General features: G+C 70.8%; 16 protein-coding genes. 4 read left to right on the forward strand and 12 right to left on the reverse strand.

Going from position 1 to position 13,734, the window contains the following annotated elements; translation table 11 throughout:
* The first annotated feature begins 9 nt into the window (after positions 1-9).
* Genes CCN37_RS22010 through CCN37_RS22020 form a run of 3 tightly spaced genes read left to right on the forward strand, consistent with a single transcriptional unit; the run spans position 10 to position 3,291 of the window.
* Complete coding sequence (locus CCN37_RS22010) at positions 10-441, forward strand: SRPBCC family protein (RefSeq protein ID WP_086824119.1); 432 nt, start codon at positions 10-12, stop codon at positions 439-441.
* Between the two features lies 1 nt (position 442).
* On the forward strand, positions 443-1,897 hold the full coding sequence (locus CCN37_RS22015; protein ID WP_210408148.1) for a DHA2 family efflux MFS transporter permease subunit: 1,455 nt from the start codon (positions 443-445) through the stop codon (positions 1,895-1,897).
* Positions 1,894-3,291 carry a glycosyltransferase family 39 protein gene (locus tag CCN37_RS22020; protein ID WP_086824121.1) on the forward strand — a complete coding sequence of 466 codons (1,398 nt, stop codon included), beginning with the start codon at positions 1,894-1,896 and terminating at the stop codon, positions 3,289-3,291. Before CCN37_RS22015 ends, CCN37_RS22020 begins: the two co-directional genes overlap by 4 nt.
* 37 nt (positions 3,292-3,328) lie before the next feature.
* Here CCN37_RS22020 and CCN37_RS22025 read toward each other — a convergent pair whose 3' ends face one another.
* The 11 genes from CCN37_RS22025 to CCN37_RS40055 form a co-directional block, all read right to left on the reverse strand.
* Positions 3,329-3,571 carry a ribosomal protein L7/L12 gene (locus tag CCN37_RS22025; RefSeq protein ID WP_168200792.1) on the reverse strand — a complete coding sequence of 81 codons (243 nt, stop codon included), beginning with the start codon at positions 3,569-3,571 and terminating at the stop codon, positions 3,329-3,331.
* 10 nt (positions 3,572-3,581) lie between these two features.
* Entirely contained in the window at positions 3,582-4,829 is a 1,248-nt protein-coding gene (locus CCN37_RS22030) for an MFS transporter (RefSeq protein WP_086824126.1), read from the reverse strand.
* Complete coding sequence (locus CCN37_RS22035) at positions 4,826-5,173, reverse strand: VOC family protein (protein WP_086824129.1); 348 nt, start codon at positions 5,171-5,173, stop codon at positions 4,826-4,828. Before CCN37_RS22035 ends, CCN37_RS22030 begins: the two co-directional genes overlap by 4 nt.
* Complete coding sequence (locus CCN37_RS22040; protein WP_086824132.1) at positions 5,173-5,328, reverse strand: CopG family transcriptional regulator; 156 nt, start codon at positions 5,326-5,328, stop codon at positions 5,173-5,175. Before CCN37_RS22040 ends, CCN37_RS22035 begins: the two co-directional genes overlap by 1 nt.
* 9 nt (positions 5,329-5,337) lie before the next feature.
* On the reverse strand, positions 5,338-6,735 hold the full coding sequence (locus tag CCN37_RS22045) for a M14 family zinc carboxypeptidase (RefSeq protein ID WP_143261734.1): 1,398 nt from the start codon (positions 6,733-6,735) through the stop codon (positions 5,338-5,340).
* 111 nt (positions 6,736-6,846) lie between these two features.
* Complete coding sequence (locus CCN37_RS22050) at positions 6,847-7,443, reverse strand: hypothetical protein (protein WP_086824136.1); 597 nt, start codon at positions 7,441-7,443, stop codon at positions 6,847-6,849.
* Positions 7,444-7,509: 66 nt separating this feature from the next.
* A complete protein-coding gene (locus CCN37_RS22055; protein ID WP_086824138.1) occupies positions 7,510-9,432 on the reverse strand; it encodes a glycoside hydrolase family 97 protein in 1,923 nt (640 codons plus the stop codon).
* A gap of 4 nt (positions 9,433-9,436) precedes the next feature.
* Complete coding sequence (locus CCN37_RS22060) at positions 9,437-9,988, reverse strand: GNAT family N-acetyltransferase (RefSeq protein WP_168200793.1); 552 nt, start codon at positions 9,986-9,988, stop codon at positions 9,437-9,439.
* A 38-nt stretch (positions 9,989-10,026) separates the two neighbouring features.
* On the reverse strand, positions 10,027-10,302 hold the full coding sequence (locus CCN37_RS22065; protein ID WP_086824142.1) for a hypothetical protein: 276 nt from the start codon (positions 10,300-10,302) through the stop codon (positions 10,027-10,029).
* Positions 10,303-10,336: 34 nt separating this feature from the next.
* Positions 10,337-10,993 (reverse strand): response regulator transcription factor, encoded by a 657-nt coding sequence (locus CCN37_RS40050; protein WP_168200802.1) that lies wholly within the window; start codon positions 10,991-10,993, stop codon positions 10,337-10,339.
* Positions 10,990-12,306: a sensor histidine kinase gene (locus CCN37_RS40055; RefSeq protein WP_168200794.1), complete on the reverse strand. Its 1,317-nt coding sequence runs from the start codon at positions 12,304-12,306 to the stop codon at positions 10,990-10,992. The genes CCN37_RS40050 and CCN37_RS40055 overlap by 4 nt, the downstream gene beginning before the upstream one ends.
* Before the next feature lie 162 nt (positions 12,307-12,468).
* On the opposite strand from CCN37_RS40055, the gene CCN37_RS22075 reads away from it, so the two are divergent.
* Entirely contained in the window at positions 12,469-13,119 is a 651-nt protein-coding gene (locus CCN37_RS22075) for a DUF998 domain-containing protein (RefSeq protein ID WP_086824145.1), read from the forward strand.
* Here CCN37_RS22075 and CCN37_RS22080 read toward each other — a convergent pair.
* Positions 13,085-13,705, reverse strand: a complete 621-nt coding sequence (locus CCN37_RS22080; protein ID WP_086824147.1) for a maleylpyruvate isomerase family mycothiol-dependent enzyme — start codon at positions 13,703-13,705, stop codon at positions 13,085-13,087. The genes CCN37_RS22075 and CCN37_RS22080 overlap by 35 nt on opposite strands.
* Positions 13,706-13,734: the final 29 nt, after the last annotated feature.

Below are 13,734 nucleotides of genomic sequence, written 5' to 3' on the forward strand. Positions count from 1 at the left end.
GGCTCACCCATGGCGCCCGTCACCGGCTCCATCTCCATCGACGCCGAGCCCGCTGCCGTCATCGGCATCCTGCTCGACGTCGCCAAGTACCCGTCCTGGCAGAGCGGTTACGACAAGATCGAGATCCACGAGACCGACGAGCGGGGCCGCCCCGTGCTGGTCAAGTGGTACGTCTCGGCGATGGGGCAGAAGGCGTCGCACCAGGTGCGCTACAGCTACTCCGGGGAGGACGCCTACGAGTTCCACCTGGACTCCAGCGAGGTCACCACGAAGTACGACTTCACCTGCGCGGTCACCGCGACCGGCGGCGGCAGCGAGGTCACGGCCAGCCAGGAGATCGCGCTGAAGTGGCCGATGCCCAAGCGGCTGCTGGAGAAGATGTGCCGCAAGGGCATCGACGGCCTGCTGACCGCGCTCAAGTCGCGCGCGGAGGGGAACTAGCGTGACGACGGCACCGGCCGCGCTCGATCGCGCGTCGTGGCGGGCGGCCGGGGCGGTGGTGATCGGCTCGTTCATGGCGGTGCTGGACTCCACGGTGGTCAACATCGCCCTGCCCGAGCTCACCACCGGGTTCCAGACCTCCTTCGCCACGATCCAGTGGGTGGTGACCGGCTACCTGCTGGCGCTGGCCATGGCCATCCCGGTGACCGGGTGGGCGGCCGACCGCTTCGGCGCGCGCCGGGTCTACCTGCTCGCGCTGGTCCTGTTCACCGCGGGCTCGGCGCTGGCGGGGCTCGCGTGGGACGTGGGTTCGCTGGTCGTCTTCCGCGTCCTGCAAGGCTTCGCGGGCGGGTTGCTGGGGCCAGCCGGTACCGCGATCCTTGTCCGGCTCGCAGGCCCTGATCAGGTCGGCAAGGTGATGGGCGTGCTCGGCGTGCCCATGCTGCTCGGCCCGATCAGCGGCCCGATCCTGGGCGGCTGGCTGGTCGACGTCGCGGGCTGGCGCGCGCTGTTCCTGATCAACGTGCCGATCGGCGTGGTGGCACTGGTGATCTCCGCGCGGGTGCTGCCGGTCGACCCGCCCCGGCCCGCCGGGCGCTTCGACTTCCTCGGCATGCTGCTGCTCTCGCCCGGGTTGGCCGCGCTGATCTTCACCGCGTTCCTCGCCGCTGGCGGGGCTCCTGCGGCCGTCGTCTGGCCGATCGGCCTGCTGGGCGTCGTCGGCGTGGTCGGATTCGTGCTGCGCGCCAACAGGATTCCTTCGCCGCTGATCGATCTGGGGTTGTTCCGCGACCGGTCGTTCCGGCTGTCGGTGACAGCACTCGCGCTGTTCGTGATCGGCTTCCTGGGCTCGGCGGTGCTGTTCCCGGCGTACTTCCTCGTGGTGCGCGGAGAAACCACGCTCACCGCAGGACTGCTGCTGGTACCAAGTGGGCTCGCGGCCCTGTTCACCGTGCCGGTGTGCGGTGGGCTGGCTGACCGCTTCGGCGTCGGCCGGGTGGTGCTGCCCGGCCTCGTGCTGATCCTCAGCGGCATGGGCGTGTTCACCACCGTGGGCGCCGACACCCCGTACTGGCTGTTGCTCGGTGCTCAGTTCCTCATGGGACTCGGTATGGGCGCCACCATGATCCCGTTGATGTCCGAGGCGTTGCGTGCGCTGGCCACCACCAAGGCCGCCATGGCGTCCACGGCGCTCAACATCCTCCAGCAGGTGTGCGGCGCCATCGGTTCGGCCGTCATGTCGATGGTGCTCGCTGGGCTGCTCGCCACCGGCTTCGGCGTTGCCACCGCTGACGGCCAGCTCGCCGCCACCCGGGCCATCGCCGACCCCGGCTCGCGTGTGGCCGCGCTCGGTACGGCCGCCGACGCCTTCGCCTCGGCCTTCACCGTCTCCCTCGTGGTCGTGGCGCTGTGCCTGGTGCCAGTGATCCCGTTGGCGCGCAAAGGAAAACGATGAGGTTCGTCTCGCTTCTCGCCGCCGGTCTCGGTGTGCTGTTGCTGCTCACGAGCGGGCGCTACGGCTACCACGGCGACGAGCTGTACTTCTGGGCGGCCGGTCAGCACCTCGACTGGAGCTACGCCGATCAGCCGCCGCTGCTGCCCCTGCTCGCGCGCCTCATGGACTCCCTGTTCCCCGGCTCGCTCGTGGCGTTTCGCTTGCCCGCCATCGCTTTCGCTGTCGGCGGGGTCTTCTTCGCGGCGTTGACCGCGCGCGAGCTGGGCGGTTCCCGTCGAGCCCAGGTCCTGACAGCCGCCGCTGTCGTCGGCTCGCCCGTGCTCGCCACCGGCGGCCACGTCCTGACCACGACCGTCGTCGACTCGTTCCTGTGGATCGTGCTCAGCTGGCTGGTGGTGCGGTGGCTGCGCCTGCGGACGCCTTCGCTGCTGCTGTGGCTGGGTCTGACGACCGCGATCGCGCTCCAAGCGAAGTACCTCGTGGTCTTCTTCTGGCTCGCCCTCGGCGCCGCGCTGCTCGTGTTCGGTCCGCGCGAGCCCTTGCGCAGCAAGCACTTCTGGTTCGGTGCGGCGATCGCGGTGCTCACCTCCGTTCCCGCGTTGGTGTGGCAGGCGAGCCACGGCTGGCCCCAGCTCGGCATGGGCGCGGTCCTCGCCGCACAACCCGATCCCGGCTTCTTCCTGCTGTTGCTCGCCTCCGCCGGTGTCCTCGGTGCCGCCCTGCTCGGCTATGGCCTGTGGTCCTCGCTGCGCTCGGAGTCGCACCGCTTCCTCGGCGCTGCCTTCGTGATCCTCGCCGTGGTGGTGTTCTTCGCGTTCGGCCACGGCTACTACCTGGCGGGCATGTTCACCGCGCTCTGGGCCGTTGGCGCCGTCGCGCTCGACCGGTTCCGTTGGGTGCCTTGGGCCGCGTGGCCCGCTGCGGCGTTGTCGGTGGCCATGGTGGTCGTGCTGCTTCCCGTCCAACCCGTGAGCAGCCTCGCCGACAAGGGCGGTGCCGCCAACGCCGTCAACACCGAGAGCGTCGGGTGGCCCCAGCTCGTCGACACCGTCGCCACTGCCTATCGTGCAGCTCCTGCGGGTACCTCCATTGTCGCTCACACCTATTGGCCCGCAAGCGCTTTGGCCTTCTACGGCCTGTCCCGGGGACTACCCGGCGTGCACAGCCCGCATCGCGGCTTCTGGTACTTCGGCACACCACCGGAATCCCCGACCACCCTCTATGTCGGCGGTTCGCAGGCCGATCTCGCCCGCCACTTCACCAGCGTCCGGCAGGTCGCCACCGTGGACAACGGTCTCGGCGTCCGCAATAACGCGCAGGGCACCCCCGTGTGGCTGTGCGAAGGCCGCCGCGAACCGTGGTCCACGCTCTGGCCCGCCCTGCGCTACCTGTGACCCACCGCCGCCCAGGAGTTGGAGGTGGACCGTCGGTCTAGGCGGAGCCGTGGACCTCGGCCGTTGCCCCGACCTCCGTCAACCGGCGCTTCAGCTCGTCGGCCCGCTGCTTGGACGTCGCCTCGACGAGCAGCACCGGCGCGTTCTCGATCTTCTCCCGCGCCTCCGCGATGCTCCAACCCGTCGCTTCCCGAACGATCTTGAGGACCGGTGTCCGCGCCGCTGGGACGTCGAGCAGGACCACGTCGAACTCGTCGCACCCGTCTTCCACGATCTCCACGCCCACGATGCTAAGCGGAAGCCCGGGCGGCCAGCGCGGCAGCGGCCAGGGCGAGCGCGAAGACGGCGTAGGAGGCGAACAGGCCCCATGTGCTCGCGGAGGACAGCGCTCCGCCGACGGCGCGACCGAGGAGCTGGCCGGTGCACTCGGCGGTGATCACCGCAGTGGCCAGTTCCGTTGCGGTGAAACCACTTGAGCCCGCGGTGGTGGCCCTGACGTACAGCCCGGGATAGGCGAGCCCGACGCCGACCCCGCCCAGCCCCCACGCGATCAGCAGCACGGGGAACGAGCCGCCGAACGCGACCACCGCCGTGGCGAGCGCGGTCATGCCGAGCCCGATCGCCGGGAGATGGGGCGACTTCACCTGTGCGGCGACGAGACTCGTGACGGCCCAGCCCAACGGGGCGGCGCTGAGGACGATCGCGGCTTGGCCGAGGCCCATCCCGAAGCCATCGGTCAGCAGCACGGTGATCAGGCTGTCCGCGCCGAAGTACCCGATCCCGAACAGCAGCATCGCGCCGAGCGCCGCGGGCGTTCCGGGTCGCAGGCGCGCGGTCCCCTCGGGCATCAGCGACAGCATCCCGACGACGGTCACGGAGGCCCCGGCGATCGCCAGCGGCCACCACCCCGAGCTGAGCACCACGCCCAAGGCGCCCAAGGGAATCAGCAACGTCCTGCCCAGCGGGCGCGGCGCGGCGTCGACGGGGGAGCGGACCGCGCGCACGACCAGCAACCGTCCAATGAGGACGAACGGCACGGGCAGCAGCAAGGTCCACCGCCAGCCGACGAGCCGTTCCAGGCCGAGGGTCGCGGCGGGGCCGACGAGAGCGGGCACGATCCACATCGCCGAGGACGCCGCGACCACGCGCACGCGCAGCCGGTCGTCGAGGTGCTGGATCGCCGCGCTGATCCCGAAAACCCCGAGCAGCCCGCTCGCGGTCCCGGTGCAGAACTGGCCGAGGGCGAACACCCACGCGGTCTGGGCCGTCGCCGCGAGCGCGAGCCCACCGAGGTAGGCGAACATCCCCACGGCCAGCGTGCCCCGAGCGCCGAAGCGGCTCAGCACGCGGCTGGCCAGCGGAAGCGCGACGAACAACCCCAGCGTCGTCCCGGCGATGAGCAGCGCGAGCTGGTCCTTGGCGGCCAGGTCCACCGAGACGACGGGCAGCAGGGTCGAGGCGACGAAGCCGGTCACCGCCGCTGCGAACTCGATCGCGACGACGCCGATCGCGAGCAGCAGTGGACCGGCCCGGCTCATGTGTAGAGCTGCCGGTCGTAGAGGTTGATCTGCACCCACACGCCGTCGGGGTCCTGAACGCGCATCGAGTGCCCGAAAGCTTCGTCGACCGGCGGCTCGGGCGCGAACCCGGCTGCCCGCAAGCGCTCCGCGACGTCGTCGAGCGGTTCGTCGGCCGCGAAAGCCAGTTCGCACCGGCCAGCGTCCTCGGCGGTGCTGCGGTGGATGGCCAGCACGCCGCCGTCGCCGGGCAGTTCGAGCCAGCCGCCGGGGCGTGAGACCGGCCCCAGCTCCAGGCCGAGCGCGCGGTAGAAGCGCGTCAAGGCCTCGGCGTCACGGGTGTAGCGGATCGGCATCACGCGCATCAGGACCGGTCCTCCCCGGATCGCAGGTACTGCTCCAACGCCTGCTCGACGAAGGAGGACAGCGACTCGTCGGCGTTGACGGCGGCGAGCTTCACCCGCCGGATGAGGTCGGCGGGCAGGTAGACGTTGAACTGCCGCTTGTCGGCCGGAGACATGCTAGCAATCTAGCATGCTAGCCGCCGTGCTTGCCCGATCCGGGGAGGCGGGCCAGGGTGTGCCGCATGTGGGGGAGCGTCACGGTGATCGCCAAGCAGCTGATCGGCGTCTGGCTGGTCGGGACGCTGCAAGCGGTCGTCGGAGGACAACTGCTGATCATCTTCCTCCTCGCCGGGCTCCTCCCGGTGGCCGTCGTGGCGGTGGCGGCCGTGGCCGTCGGCGGGTTCGCGCTGCTGTCCGCCGTGGGCAAGGCGACCGCCGAGGCGTCGTCGATGACGGCCGATCGCGAGCGGCGGCTGTGGTGGACGCTGATCGTCCAGTGCGGTGGCATCGCGGCGCTGTACCTCACGTGGACGTGGGACTGGTACCGCGATCTGGGCGGGTTCTGGTTGGTACTCCGTCCCGGGTTGCCGTTCGTGGTGCTGGCGGCGGCGCTGATGCTGGTGCCGCGCAGGAGCGCCAGCGCCAGCGACCCGCTCAGCGGTTGAGCAGCCAGGTGGTCGTGAACGGCCCCCAGTTGCCCGCCGCACGAAGTTCGAGTACGTGTGCAGGGTGATCATCGCGCCCTTGGTGGTCGCGGGCGCCGCGTCGGTCAGGGCCGGTCCCCGCTGGTCGGGGAAGAGCTCGCCGATCAGCGACGCCAGCTGCGAGACCTCGGGCTCGGAAGCGGCTCTCGGCCCCCGGTAGGCGAGGTTGCACGGATCGGCGGAGGTGCCCGCCCCGCCCCAGTAGGAGTTCCAGTTGCGGTTGAGGTCGATGCTGGGCTGCGAGTCGCCGTTGTTGGCGCAGGGCGTGGTCTCGTTGCTGTTGTCGCGGTTCTTGCGGTGGAAGGCGGAGTCGCCGATGGTCGGCCCGGTGAACCCCGACTCCACCCACTGGATGCCGTCCGGGTTCACCTGCGGCACGACCCAGACCTCAGTGCTGTCCAGCAGCGCCGTCAGGTCGGCGTTGACGTCGTAGCCGTCGACGAGGGCGGTGATGAAGCGCCACGCCAGCTCGCTCGTGGTGATCTCGCGCGCGTGGATCTGCGCCATGAGCAGAAAACGGGGCTTCGCGGAGTTTGGCTCGGTCCTGCACCCGCTCGCCGCGTTGGCGGTGATGCACAGCGCTTCGAGCGTGCTGCCCGCGTTGGGGTTCTGGGTCTTCTGCCAGGAGCTGTCGTACTCGACACGCCGCGCGAGCGCGGGGTAGGCCGCCGCGGCAACGTGGGTGAAGGACTGGAACCCCGCGGCGGTCCGGTAGCCGCCGTGGAACGTCGGGTACTTCTTCGCCGCCAGCCGCACCGGCTTCGGGTATGCCGAAGGTGCGGCGCTGGCTGTCACCGGCACGAGCGAGGCCGGTGCGAGCACCGCTCCCATCGCGGTGGCGAGACAACGTCGTGCCAGAGCGGGGTTCCCCTCCGTCACGCGGACATGTCAGCCCCGGAACCGTCGTCGCGATCCACGAGGACCGAACCCCACCGGCGGGTCACCCTTCAGGCAGTTCGCCTTTCCCTTTCGCGCGGTCCGTCCGCGCACTCAGCGGCGGGTGAGGGCGCGGCCGAGCACGTCGCGGACGTAGATCTCGACGAACTCGGGCAGCCACGGCGAGGCGGCGATGCGCTCGAACACCTCGACCAGGCGCGGGTCCGGCGCCTCGGTGAGGTGGACGATGCGCCACAGGTTCAGCGGCTGTTCCTCCGAGCCGGCGACGGCGTGCTCGACGTGGAAGAGCGGCTGGCGGGTGTCGGCGCGCAGCGTCGAGCCGTCCTCGGCGGCGCACTCGGCGGTCCCGATGAAGGTCACGGCCTGGCGCGCGTGGTCGAGCCGGGTCCGCTCCAGCACCAGCCCGGAGGTGGACGGCTCCAGCCAGAGCCGCTGCCGGGAGCGCCGGACGAACTCGTCCTCGCCGCCCCACGCCGCCGCGCTGCCCGCCTCGACCACGTACGGGATGAACAGATCGGGCCGTCGAGCCTTGCGAACCTCGTTGTCCCACAACATGGTTCGCGTGAACACCAGTGGTTCGTCCAGCTCGTAGCGCTCGGCGAGCACCCTGTTGACCTCGACCGGCGGCAGGGTGGAGCGGGTGTGGCCGGGCTCGGCCCAGGCGCGCTCGAACACGTGCTCGTGGTTCATGGCTGTCCCCTCGGAGGCTGCGCCAACTCTTTCACTCCGGTATATTACGCGCAACAACTTCTTTGCTCATGAGGGTGTGAGTCGGATCGCCGCGCCACCCCCGGCCACGAGCCGCAGCGCGAGCGTGCTGGAGGCGTCCACCGCCTCGGTGCGGACATCGACGGGTAGTGGGTCGTGGTGCCAACTGGTACCCGGTGCGTCACGGAAGATCTCGGCGAGGTGCGGCCCCGGCCCGAGGAAGCTCAACGGCACCCGCAGCGTCCGCTCGTGCTCGTCGGTGATCGCGCCGAGGTACCACGTCCCGCCTTTCCGGCGTGCGGATACCACGTGGTCCCCGATCCCACAGTCCAGGAACCGAGTCTCGTCCCAGGTGGTCGGAAGTCCCCGGAGGTACTCAGTTCCCGGATGTGCGCGGTAGTTCTCCGGGGTGTCGGCCAGCATCTGCGCGGGGCTGAAGAACAGCGTGCACAGCGCGAGCTGCGCGGCCGCCGTCGTCTGCACGCGGGTGCCGAGCCCGGCCGGGTCCCACGTCACGTTCAGCACGCCCGGCGTGTAGTCGGCGGGGCCGCCGACGAACCTGGTGAACGGCAGGATCGTCGCCTGCTCCGGTGGATTCCCGTGCTCGCCCTTGTAGTGCTGTTGCTCCATCCCCGCGACGCCCTCGCCGCTCATCAGGTTCGGGTGCGTGCGGGAGAGCCCGGTCGGCTTGATCGCCTCGTGCGCGATGATCATGAGCCGGTTGCGGGCCGCCACGTCGACCACCCGCTGGTAGTGCCGAACCGCCTCCTGGTCGAAATGGCTGCGGTGCACCCCGCCGAGCACGAACTTGGTGGCGTAGCCGGTCTTCACCGCGCTGATACCCAGCTCCGCGTACCGCGCGAAGATCGTCTCCAACGAGCGGTCGTAGTCGTCGACGAAGCCCCGGGTCTCGTTGTGCGCGACGAACCCCACCCCCTTGGCCCGCGCGTACCGGAGCACCTCCGCGAGGTCGAAATCTTCTTGCGGCGTCAGGAAATCCTGGCCGGACCAAGTGCCGCCGGAGTTGCTGTTCCACCCCTCGGCGAGCACGTGGCCCGCGCCCATCTCCTTCGCGAAGTCGATGTACTCCTTGGTCCGCGCGGTGGTCGCTCCGTGATGCGGCCCGGCGGTCCAGGTCGTGTGCCGCCGTTGCAGCTCCCACCACACGCCGACGTAGGTCCCGGGGGTGATCCACGACGTGTCCGCGAGCGCGCACGGCTCGTTCAGGTTCTCGATCAGGTGCGACTCCGCGAGATCGCCAGGGCGGTCACCGATGGTCAGCGTGCGCCACGGCGTGCGGAACTCGCCGCGCAGCCGGGCTTTCGCGCCGTCGGGCAGGCTGATCAGCTCGCTGGTGAAGGTACCGGGCCCGATCGCGGCCAACGTCATGCTGGGGTAGTCGACCAGTGCCGCCTCGTGCACCACGAGATGCTGTCCGTCCACAGTGGACAACGTGAGTGGAGTCTGTGCGGTGCGCACGTCGGCCAGCGGCGCTCGCCGGTAGTGCCGCTCGTCGGCGTTCCAGTCCTTGCCCGCCTCCAACGACCAGCTCGTCGCGGTCGGCGGCAGCGCGAACTCCGTGTGCTCCGCGGTGACCGTGTAGGCGTCGAGCCCGGACTGCGCGGGCAGGCGGTAGCGGAAGCCGACGCCGTCGTCGAACACGCGGACGACCAGCTCCAGGCGCAACCCGCTCGTCGGCCGCACAGTTCGCAGCACGCACTCGTTGGCGTGGTTGCGGACGATCGCGTCGGAGCCCCAGGTAGGACGCCATGACTCGTCGATCGTGTTGTGCTGCAAGGACTCCAAGACCAAGCCGCCGGTCAGTGACGGCCAGCCCGCCAGGTCGAGCCCGAGCCCGGAGGAAGCCACCAAGACCCGGCCACGGCGCGCGACCTCGTAGCGGAGGCGCCCGTCCACCACGGCGACGACCACCCGCAGCAGGCCGTCCGGCGAGCGCACCTCGACTGACACGGCGTCAGCGCTCAGTCAAGGCCCGGAGGACATCCTGCGACAGCGGCCGATCGCTGTAGAGCAGGCGAACGGCTGAGAGATCAGGGTTTCCCGCGTCGGGCCCGCGCCACGCGAAGGCCAGACCCAGACGCTCGACCGCTCGGCGGGACTGCTCGTTGCCGTCGAGCACGTAGGCCGTCAGCGGCAGCTCCGGGCGCAGGCGCTGGGCCGCGCCCCGAGCCGCCGCGCTGATCTCCTGGGCGTACCCCGCGCCCCACCAGCGGGGTTCGAGGCGGAAGCCGACGTTCCACGCGACGCCGTAGCGGACGAAGCAGCCCCCGATGCCGACGAAGACCCCTTGATGGCTTCGCGCGATCCACATGCCGAGCCCGTCGCGGTGCCACGCCGAGCGCCAGTTCTCGATCATCCGCTCGGTCTGGTCGATCGTGCGGTGGCGGCTCACCGGGTCCGACTCCCACACGCGCCGGTCGGCGTACAGGTCGAAGACCTCCTGCGAATCCGCCTGCGTCGGCATCCGCAAGATCAAGCGAGCTGTGGTGACCGCGTCCTCGAGCACCAGGGCATCGTGGCCGACCGACCCCGCCGGTACCAACCTCATTCCCCGGGCGCCGCCAGCAACCGCTCCAGCTCCACCTCGGCCTCCGCGCACCCCGCGTCGGAGATCCGTTGCAGCTCAAGCAGATCCCTCGCGGCGACCGCGCGCCGGGTCAGCAGCCGCCCGGCGCGCTCGCAACCCTCGTCCAACAGCTCGCTCAGCTCGTCGACATCCCCGCGCGCGTCCGCGAGATCCGCCAGCCGGTCCAGCGCCGTCTCGTTGCCCTCGTCCGCGAGCGCCCGCAGCGTCTCCCGGTCAACCCTCGAACCGTCCACGCCCCCAGCTTTCAACCCTGCCCCTGGGGCAAGGTCAACCCCCTCCTGCCCTGAGGTAGGTCAGGACGGCGAGCACCCTGCGGTTGGTGTCCTCGGTCGGCGGCAGGTCGAGCTTGGCCAGGATGTTGCCGACGTGCTTGCCGACCGCGGCCTCCGAGACCACCAGGTCGGCGGCGATCGCGGTGTTGGAGTGGCCCTGGGCCACCAGGGCGAGGACTTCGCGCTCGCGCGGGGAGAGCCGTTCCAGCGGGTTGGCCCTGCGGGTCAGCAGCTGGCGGACGACGGCGGGGTCCACGACCGTGCCGCCGTCGAGCACCTTGTGCAGGGTGTCGATGAACTCCTCCACGTCGACCACGCGGTCCTTGAGCAGGTAGCCGACCCCGCGCCCGTCGTGCGAGTCCAGCAGCTCGGCGGCGTAGCTGAGCTGCACGTACTGGCTGAGCGCGACCACCGCGAGGTCCGGCCGGGTCCGACGCAGCTCGACGGCGGCGCGCAGGCCCTCGTCGGTGAAGTCCGGGGGCATGCGGATGTCCGTGACGACGAGGTCGGGGCCGTGCTCGGCAACGGCCGCCTTCAGCTCCTCGCCGTCGCCGACGACCGCGACCACGTCGAAGCCGAAGCGGCTCAGCAGGCCCGCCAAGCCCTCGCGGAGCAGGACGCCGTCCTCGGCGAGGACGAGTCGCTTCTTCACGTGCACGGCAACTCCACGGTCAGGACGGTCGGGCCGCCAACGGGACTGGACATCGTCATCGTGCCGTCGATCACCGACACGCGGTCCGCGAGGCCGGTCAGGCCGGTGCCCGCGCGCGGGTCCGCCCCGCCCCGGCCGTTGTCGCTGACCACCACTTCGAGGCGCCCGCCGAGCTGCCGGACGCGCACGGTCACCGCACTGGCCCCGCTGTGCTTGGCGACGTTGGCCAGCGCCTCCGCCACGACGAAGTACGCGGTCGCCTCGACGTAGGGCTGCGGGCGGGTCGGCACGTCGGCGTCGACGGTCACCGGGATGCCCGAGCGGCTGGCCAGTTCCTGGAGCGCCGCGACGAGTCCGCGGTCGGTCAGCACCTGGGGGTGGATGCCGTTGATCAGCTCGCGCAGCTCGGTCATCAGCTGCTTGGCCTGGTCGTGCGCCTCGCCGACGCTCTGCGCGGCCGCCGAGCCCGCCGGGAGGTCGATGCGGGCGAGCCCGAGCTGCAACGTGAGGCTGACGAGCCGCTGCTGCGCGCCGTCGTGCAGATCGCGCTCGATGCGCCGCCGCTCGACCTCGAATGCGTTGACGAGCCTGGCCCGCGAGCGCGAGACCTCGGCGAGTTCCACGCGCAGCTCGTCCTCGGCGGCCCCGCACAACAGGTGCCGGGCCACCGAGGCGTGCGCGCCGGCCAACGCCGTCCACAGGTACGGCAGCGCGGGCACCAGCACGAGGGCGCCGATCGCGTACGGCGTGGCCTCCGCGACCGAAGTGAGCTGGATGGTGCCGAAGGACAGCGGCGTCACGTCGGTCTTCAGCAGCAGCGGGCTCGCGGCGATCACCACCACGATCAGCACCAGCACCGCCAGCGCGCCGTAGAGCATGGGTGCCACGATCGCGAGGAGCAGCACGTAGGCCAGCTCGCGCCACGTGGCCGCCTCGGTGTAGCGCGTCCGCAGCCACGTGGCGAGCCCGGGGGACTGCACGCCGCGATGCCCCGACACGATCGGCCGCCGGTCCAGCAGCCCGAGGCGCCTGCGCTCGAACTCGGCCAGCGGTGGCGCGAGCAGCGCGCCGAACAGGCCGACCAGCACGGCGCCGAGTGCCGCGAGAAGTGCCGCTGAGGTAAGGGTTTCCACCTTCTTGCTGGCCACGAGGAAGATCCAGGGCAGTGCGGGGAAGGCCAGCAGGGCGATCGCGGCCGCCGCGGCGAAGGGCGTGGTGAGCACGTGCGCCAGGGCTCGCCACGGCCAGGCGGAGAACAGGAATCGCGCCTTGGCAAGCGATTTCAGCGGTGCGTCGATGGGTGGGGCACTCATGGAACGGACGGTAGACGGGCGGTGCGGCGACCGCCCAGGTGTCTGGTCGTAGTTCTGAGGTAGGGCTGGGCATACCTCGAAGTGGGCGGGTGCTCGTAGTGCCCGGTGGGCCGGGCGGTTGGTGGACTCGTGCGCAGCTCACCGAGGAGGACCACAACCGTGATGGCGCAAAGAGGACAGCTGTTCGCGGCGGCGGCGTTGATCGTCGGACCCGTGCAGTTCGCGGCGGCCAACGTCGTCGCCCAGCTCGCGTGGACGACGCCGTACAGCTTGGCGCACAACAACATCAGCGACCTGGGCAACGTGCGCTGCCAGGTATCGGATGACGGCGTCTCGCGCTACATCTGCTCACCGCTGCACGAGCTGCTGAACACCTCGGCCGTGCTCTGCGGAGTGCTGCTGATCGTCGGCCTGGCGCTGTCACCGGTGCTGTGGCGGCGTTCCTGGGTGGCGGCGCTCGCGTGCGTCCTCCTCGCCGGGGGTGGCTCCGGCTTCGTGCTCGCCGGGCTCGCCCCCGCCGACGTCGACCTCGACCTCCACGTCGTGGGCGCGTTCCTGATCATGGGCGTCGGCAACCTCGGCCTGGCCCTGAGCGCGTTCTCCGGGCGCGGCAACCCGTTCGCCGCGCTCCGCGTGATCACCGTCGCCGCCGCCGTCATCGCGATCGTCGCGACCTGGCTGCACTTCTCGCACAGCTACGGTCCGCTCGGCATGGGCGGCAGCGAGCGCTTCGCCCTCTTCACCACGCAGCTCTGGTTCGTGGTCCTCGGCGCCCACCTCACACGGTCAGCGCTGAGAGACCCGGTCCGGTGAGTTCGGCCAAAGCGTCCTGCCTCCCAGACACGGCCAGCAGCAATGACAGCGAGGTGCCGCGCACCTCCGGGCCCTCGCCGATCACGACGTCCGTGTCGGTCGCGGTCAGCCGCACTCCGGCGACCAGCTCCTTGGCCCCGCCGAACGACGCCGCGGTGCGCGTCTGGAGGCGGAGGGCTCGCGCGACGGCCTCGTGCGGGTAGGCGCGGGTCAGCCCCAACGGCCGCCGGATGTCCTCGCCGTGCACGATCTCCTCGACGAGGCGGGTGTCCAGCGGAGCCGGGGGAGTGGTGGTCCGCGTCATCACCTGGCGCAGCCGCGCCAACGTCTCCTCCGGTGAGGCACCGCGCTCCCGCGCGACACCGCGCGCGTTCTGGCGGTCGAAGTCGAACCGAGCCCGCACGAGCCCGGCCACGAAGCCGATGCGCGTGGTCCGCGCGGAGTCGATGAGGTGGGCCACGACGTCGTGCACGGACCACCCCGCGCAGAGCGACGGCTTGTCCCACAGGGCCGCGTCGACCTGCGCGAGGTCGTCGATGAGCGCGGCGCGTTCGGCGTGCACGAGAGTCCAGATTGTGTTCGTCATGCCTTCACTACGAACGGCGTACCGCCGCA

This window comes from Allokutzneria sp. NRRL B-24872, assembly GCF_002155965.1.
Classification (GTDB): domain Bacteria; phylum Actinomycetota; class Actinomycetes; order Mycobacteriales; family Pseudonocardiaceae; genus Allokutzneria.

Excerpts from the sequence above, each read along its gene's own strand:
- CCN37_RS22035 (WP_086824129.1), bottom strand. The coding sequence starts at position 5,173 with ATGCGCGTGATGCCGATCCGCTACACCCGTGACGCCGAGGCCTTGACG.
- CCN37_RS22050 (WP_086824136.1), bottom strand. The coding sequence starts at position 7,443 with ATGAACCACGAGCACGTGTTCGAGCGCGCCTGGGCCGAGCCCGGCCAC.
- CCN37_RS22010 (WP_086824119.1), top strand. The coding sequence starts at position 10 with ATGGCGCCCGTCACCGGCTCCATCTCCATCGACGCCGAGCCCGCTGCC.
- CCN37_RS40055 (WP_168200794.1), bottom strand. The coding sequence starts at position 12,306 with ATGAGTGCCCCACCCATCGACGCACCGCTGAAATCGCTTGCCAAGGCG.
- CCN37_RS22080 (WP_086824147.1), bottom strand. The coding sequence starts at position 13,705 with ATGACGAACACAATCTGGACTCTCGTGCACGCCGAACGCGCCGCGCTC.
- CCN37_RS22040 (WP_086824132.1), bottom strand. The coding sequence starts at position 5,328 with ATGTCTCCGGCCGACAAGCGGCAGTTCAACGTCTACCTGCCCGCCGAC.
- CCN37_RS22075 (WP_086824145.1), top strand. The coding sequence starts at position 12,469 with ATGGCGCAAAGAGGACAGCTGTTCGCGGCGGCGGCGTTGATCGTCGGA.
- CCN37_RS22030 (WP_086824126.1), bottom strand. The coding sequence starts at position 4,829 with ATGAGCCGGGCCGGTCCACTGCTGCTCGCGATCGGCGTCGTCGCGATC.
- CCN37_RS22020 (WP_086824121.1), top strand. The coding sequence starts at position 1,894 with ATGAGGTTCGTCTCGCTTCTCGCCGCCGGTCTCGGTGTGCTGTTGCTG.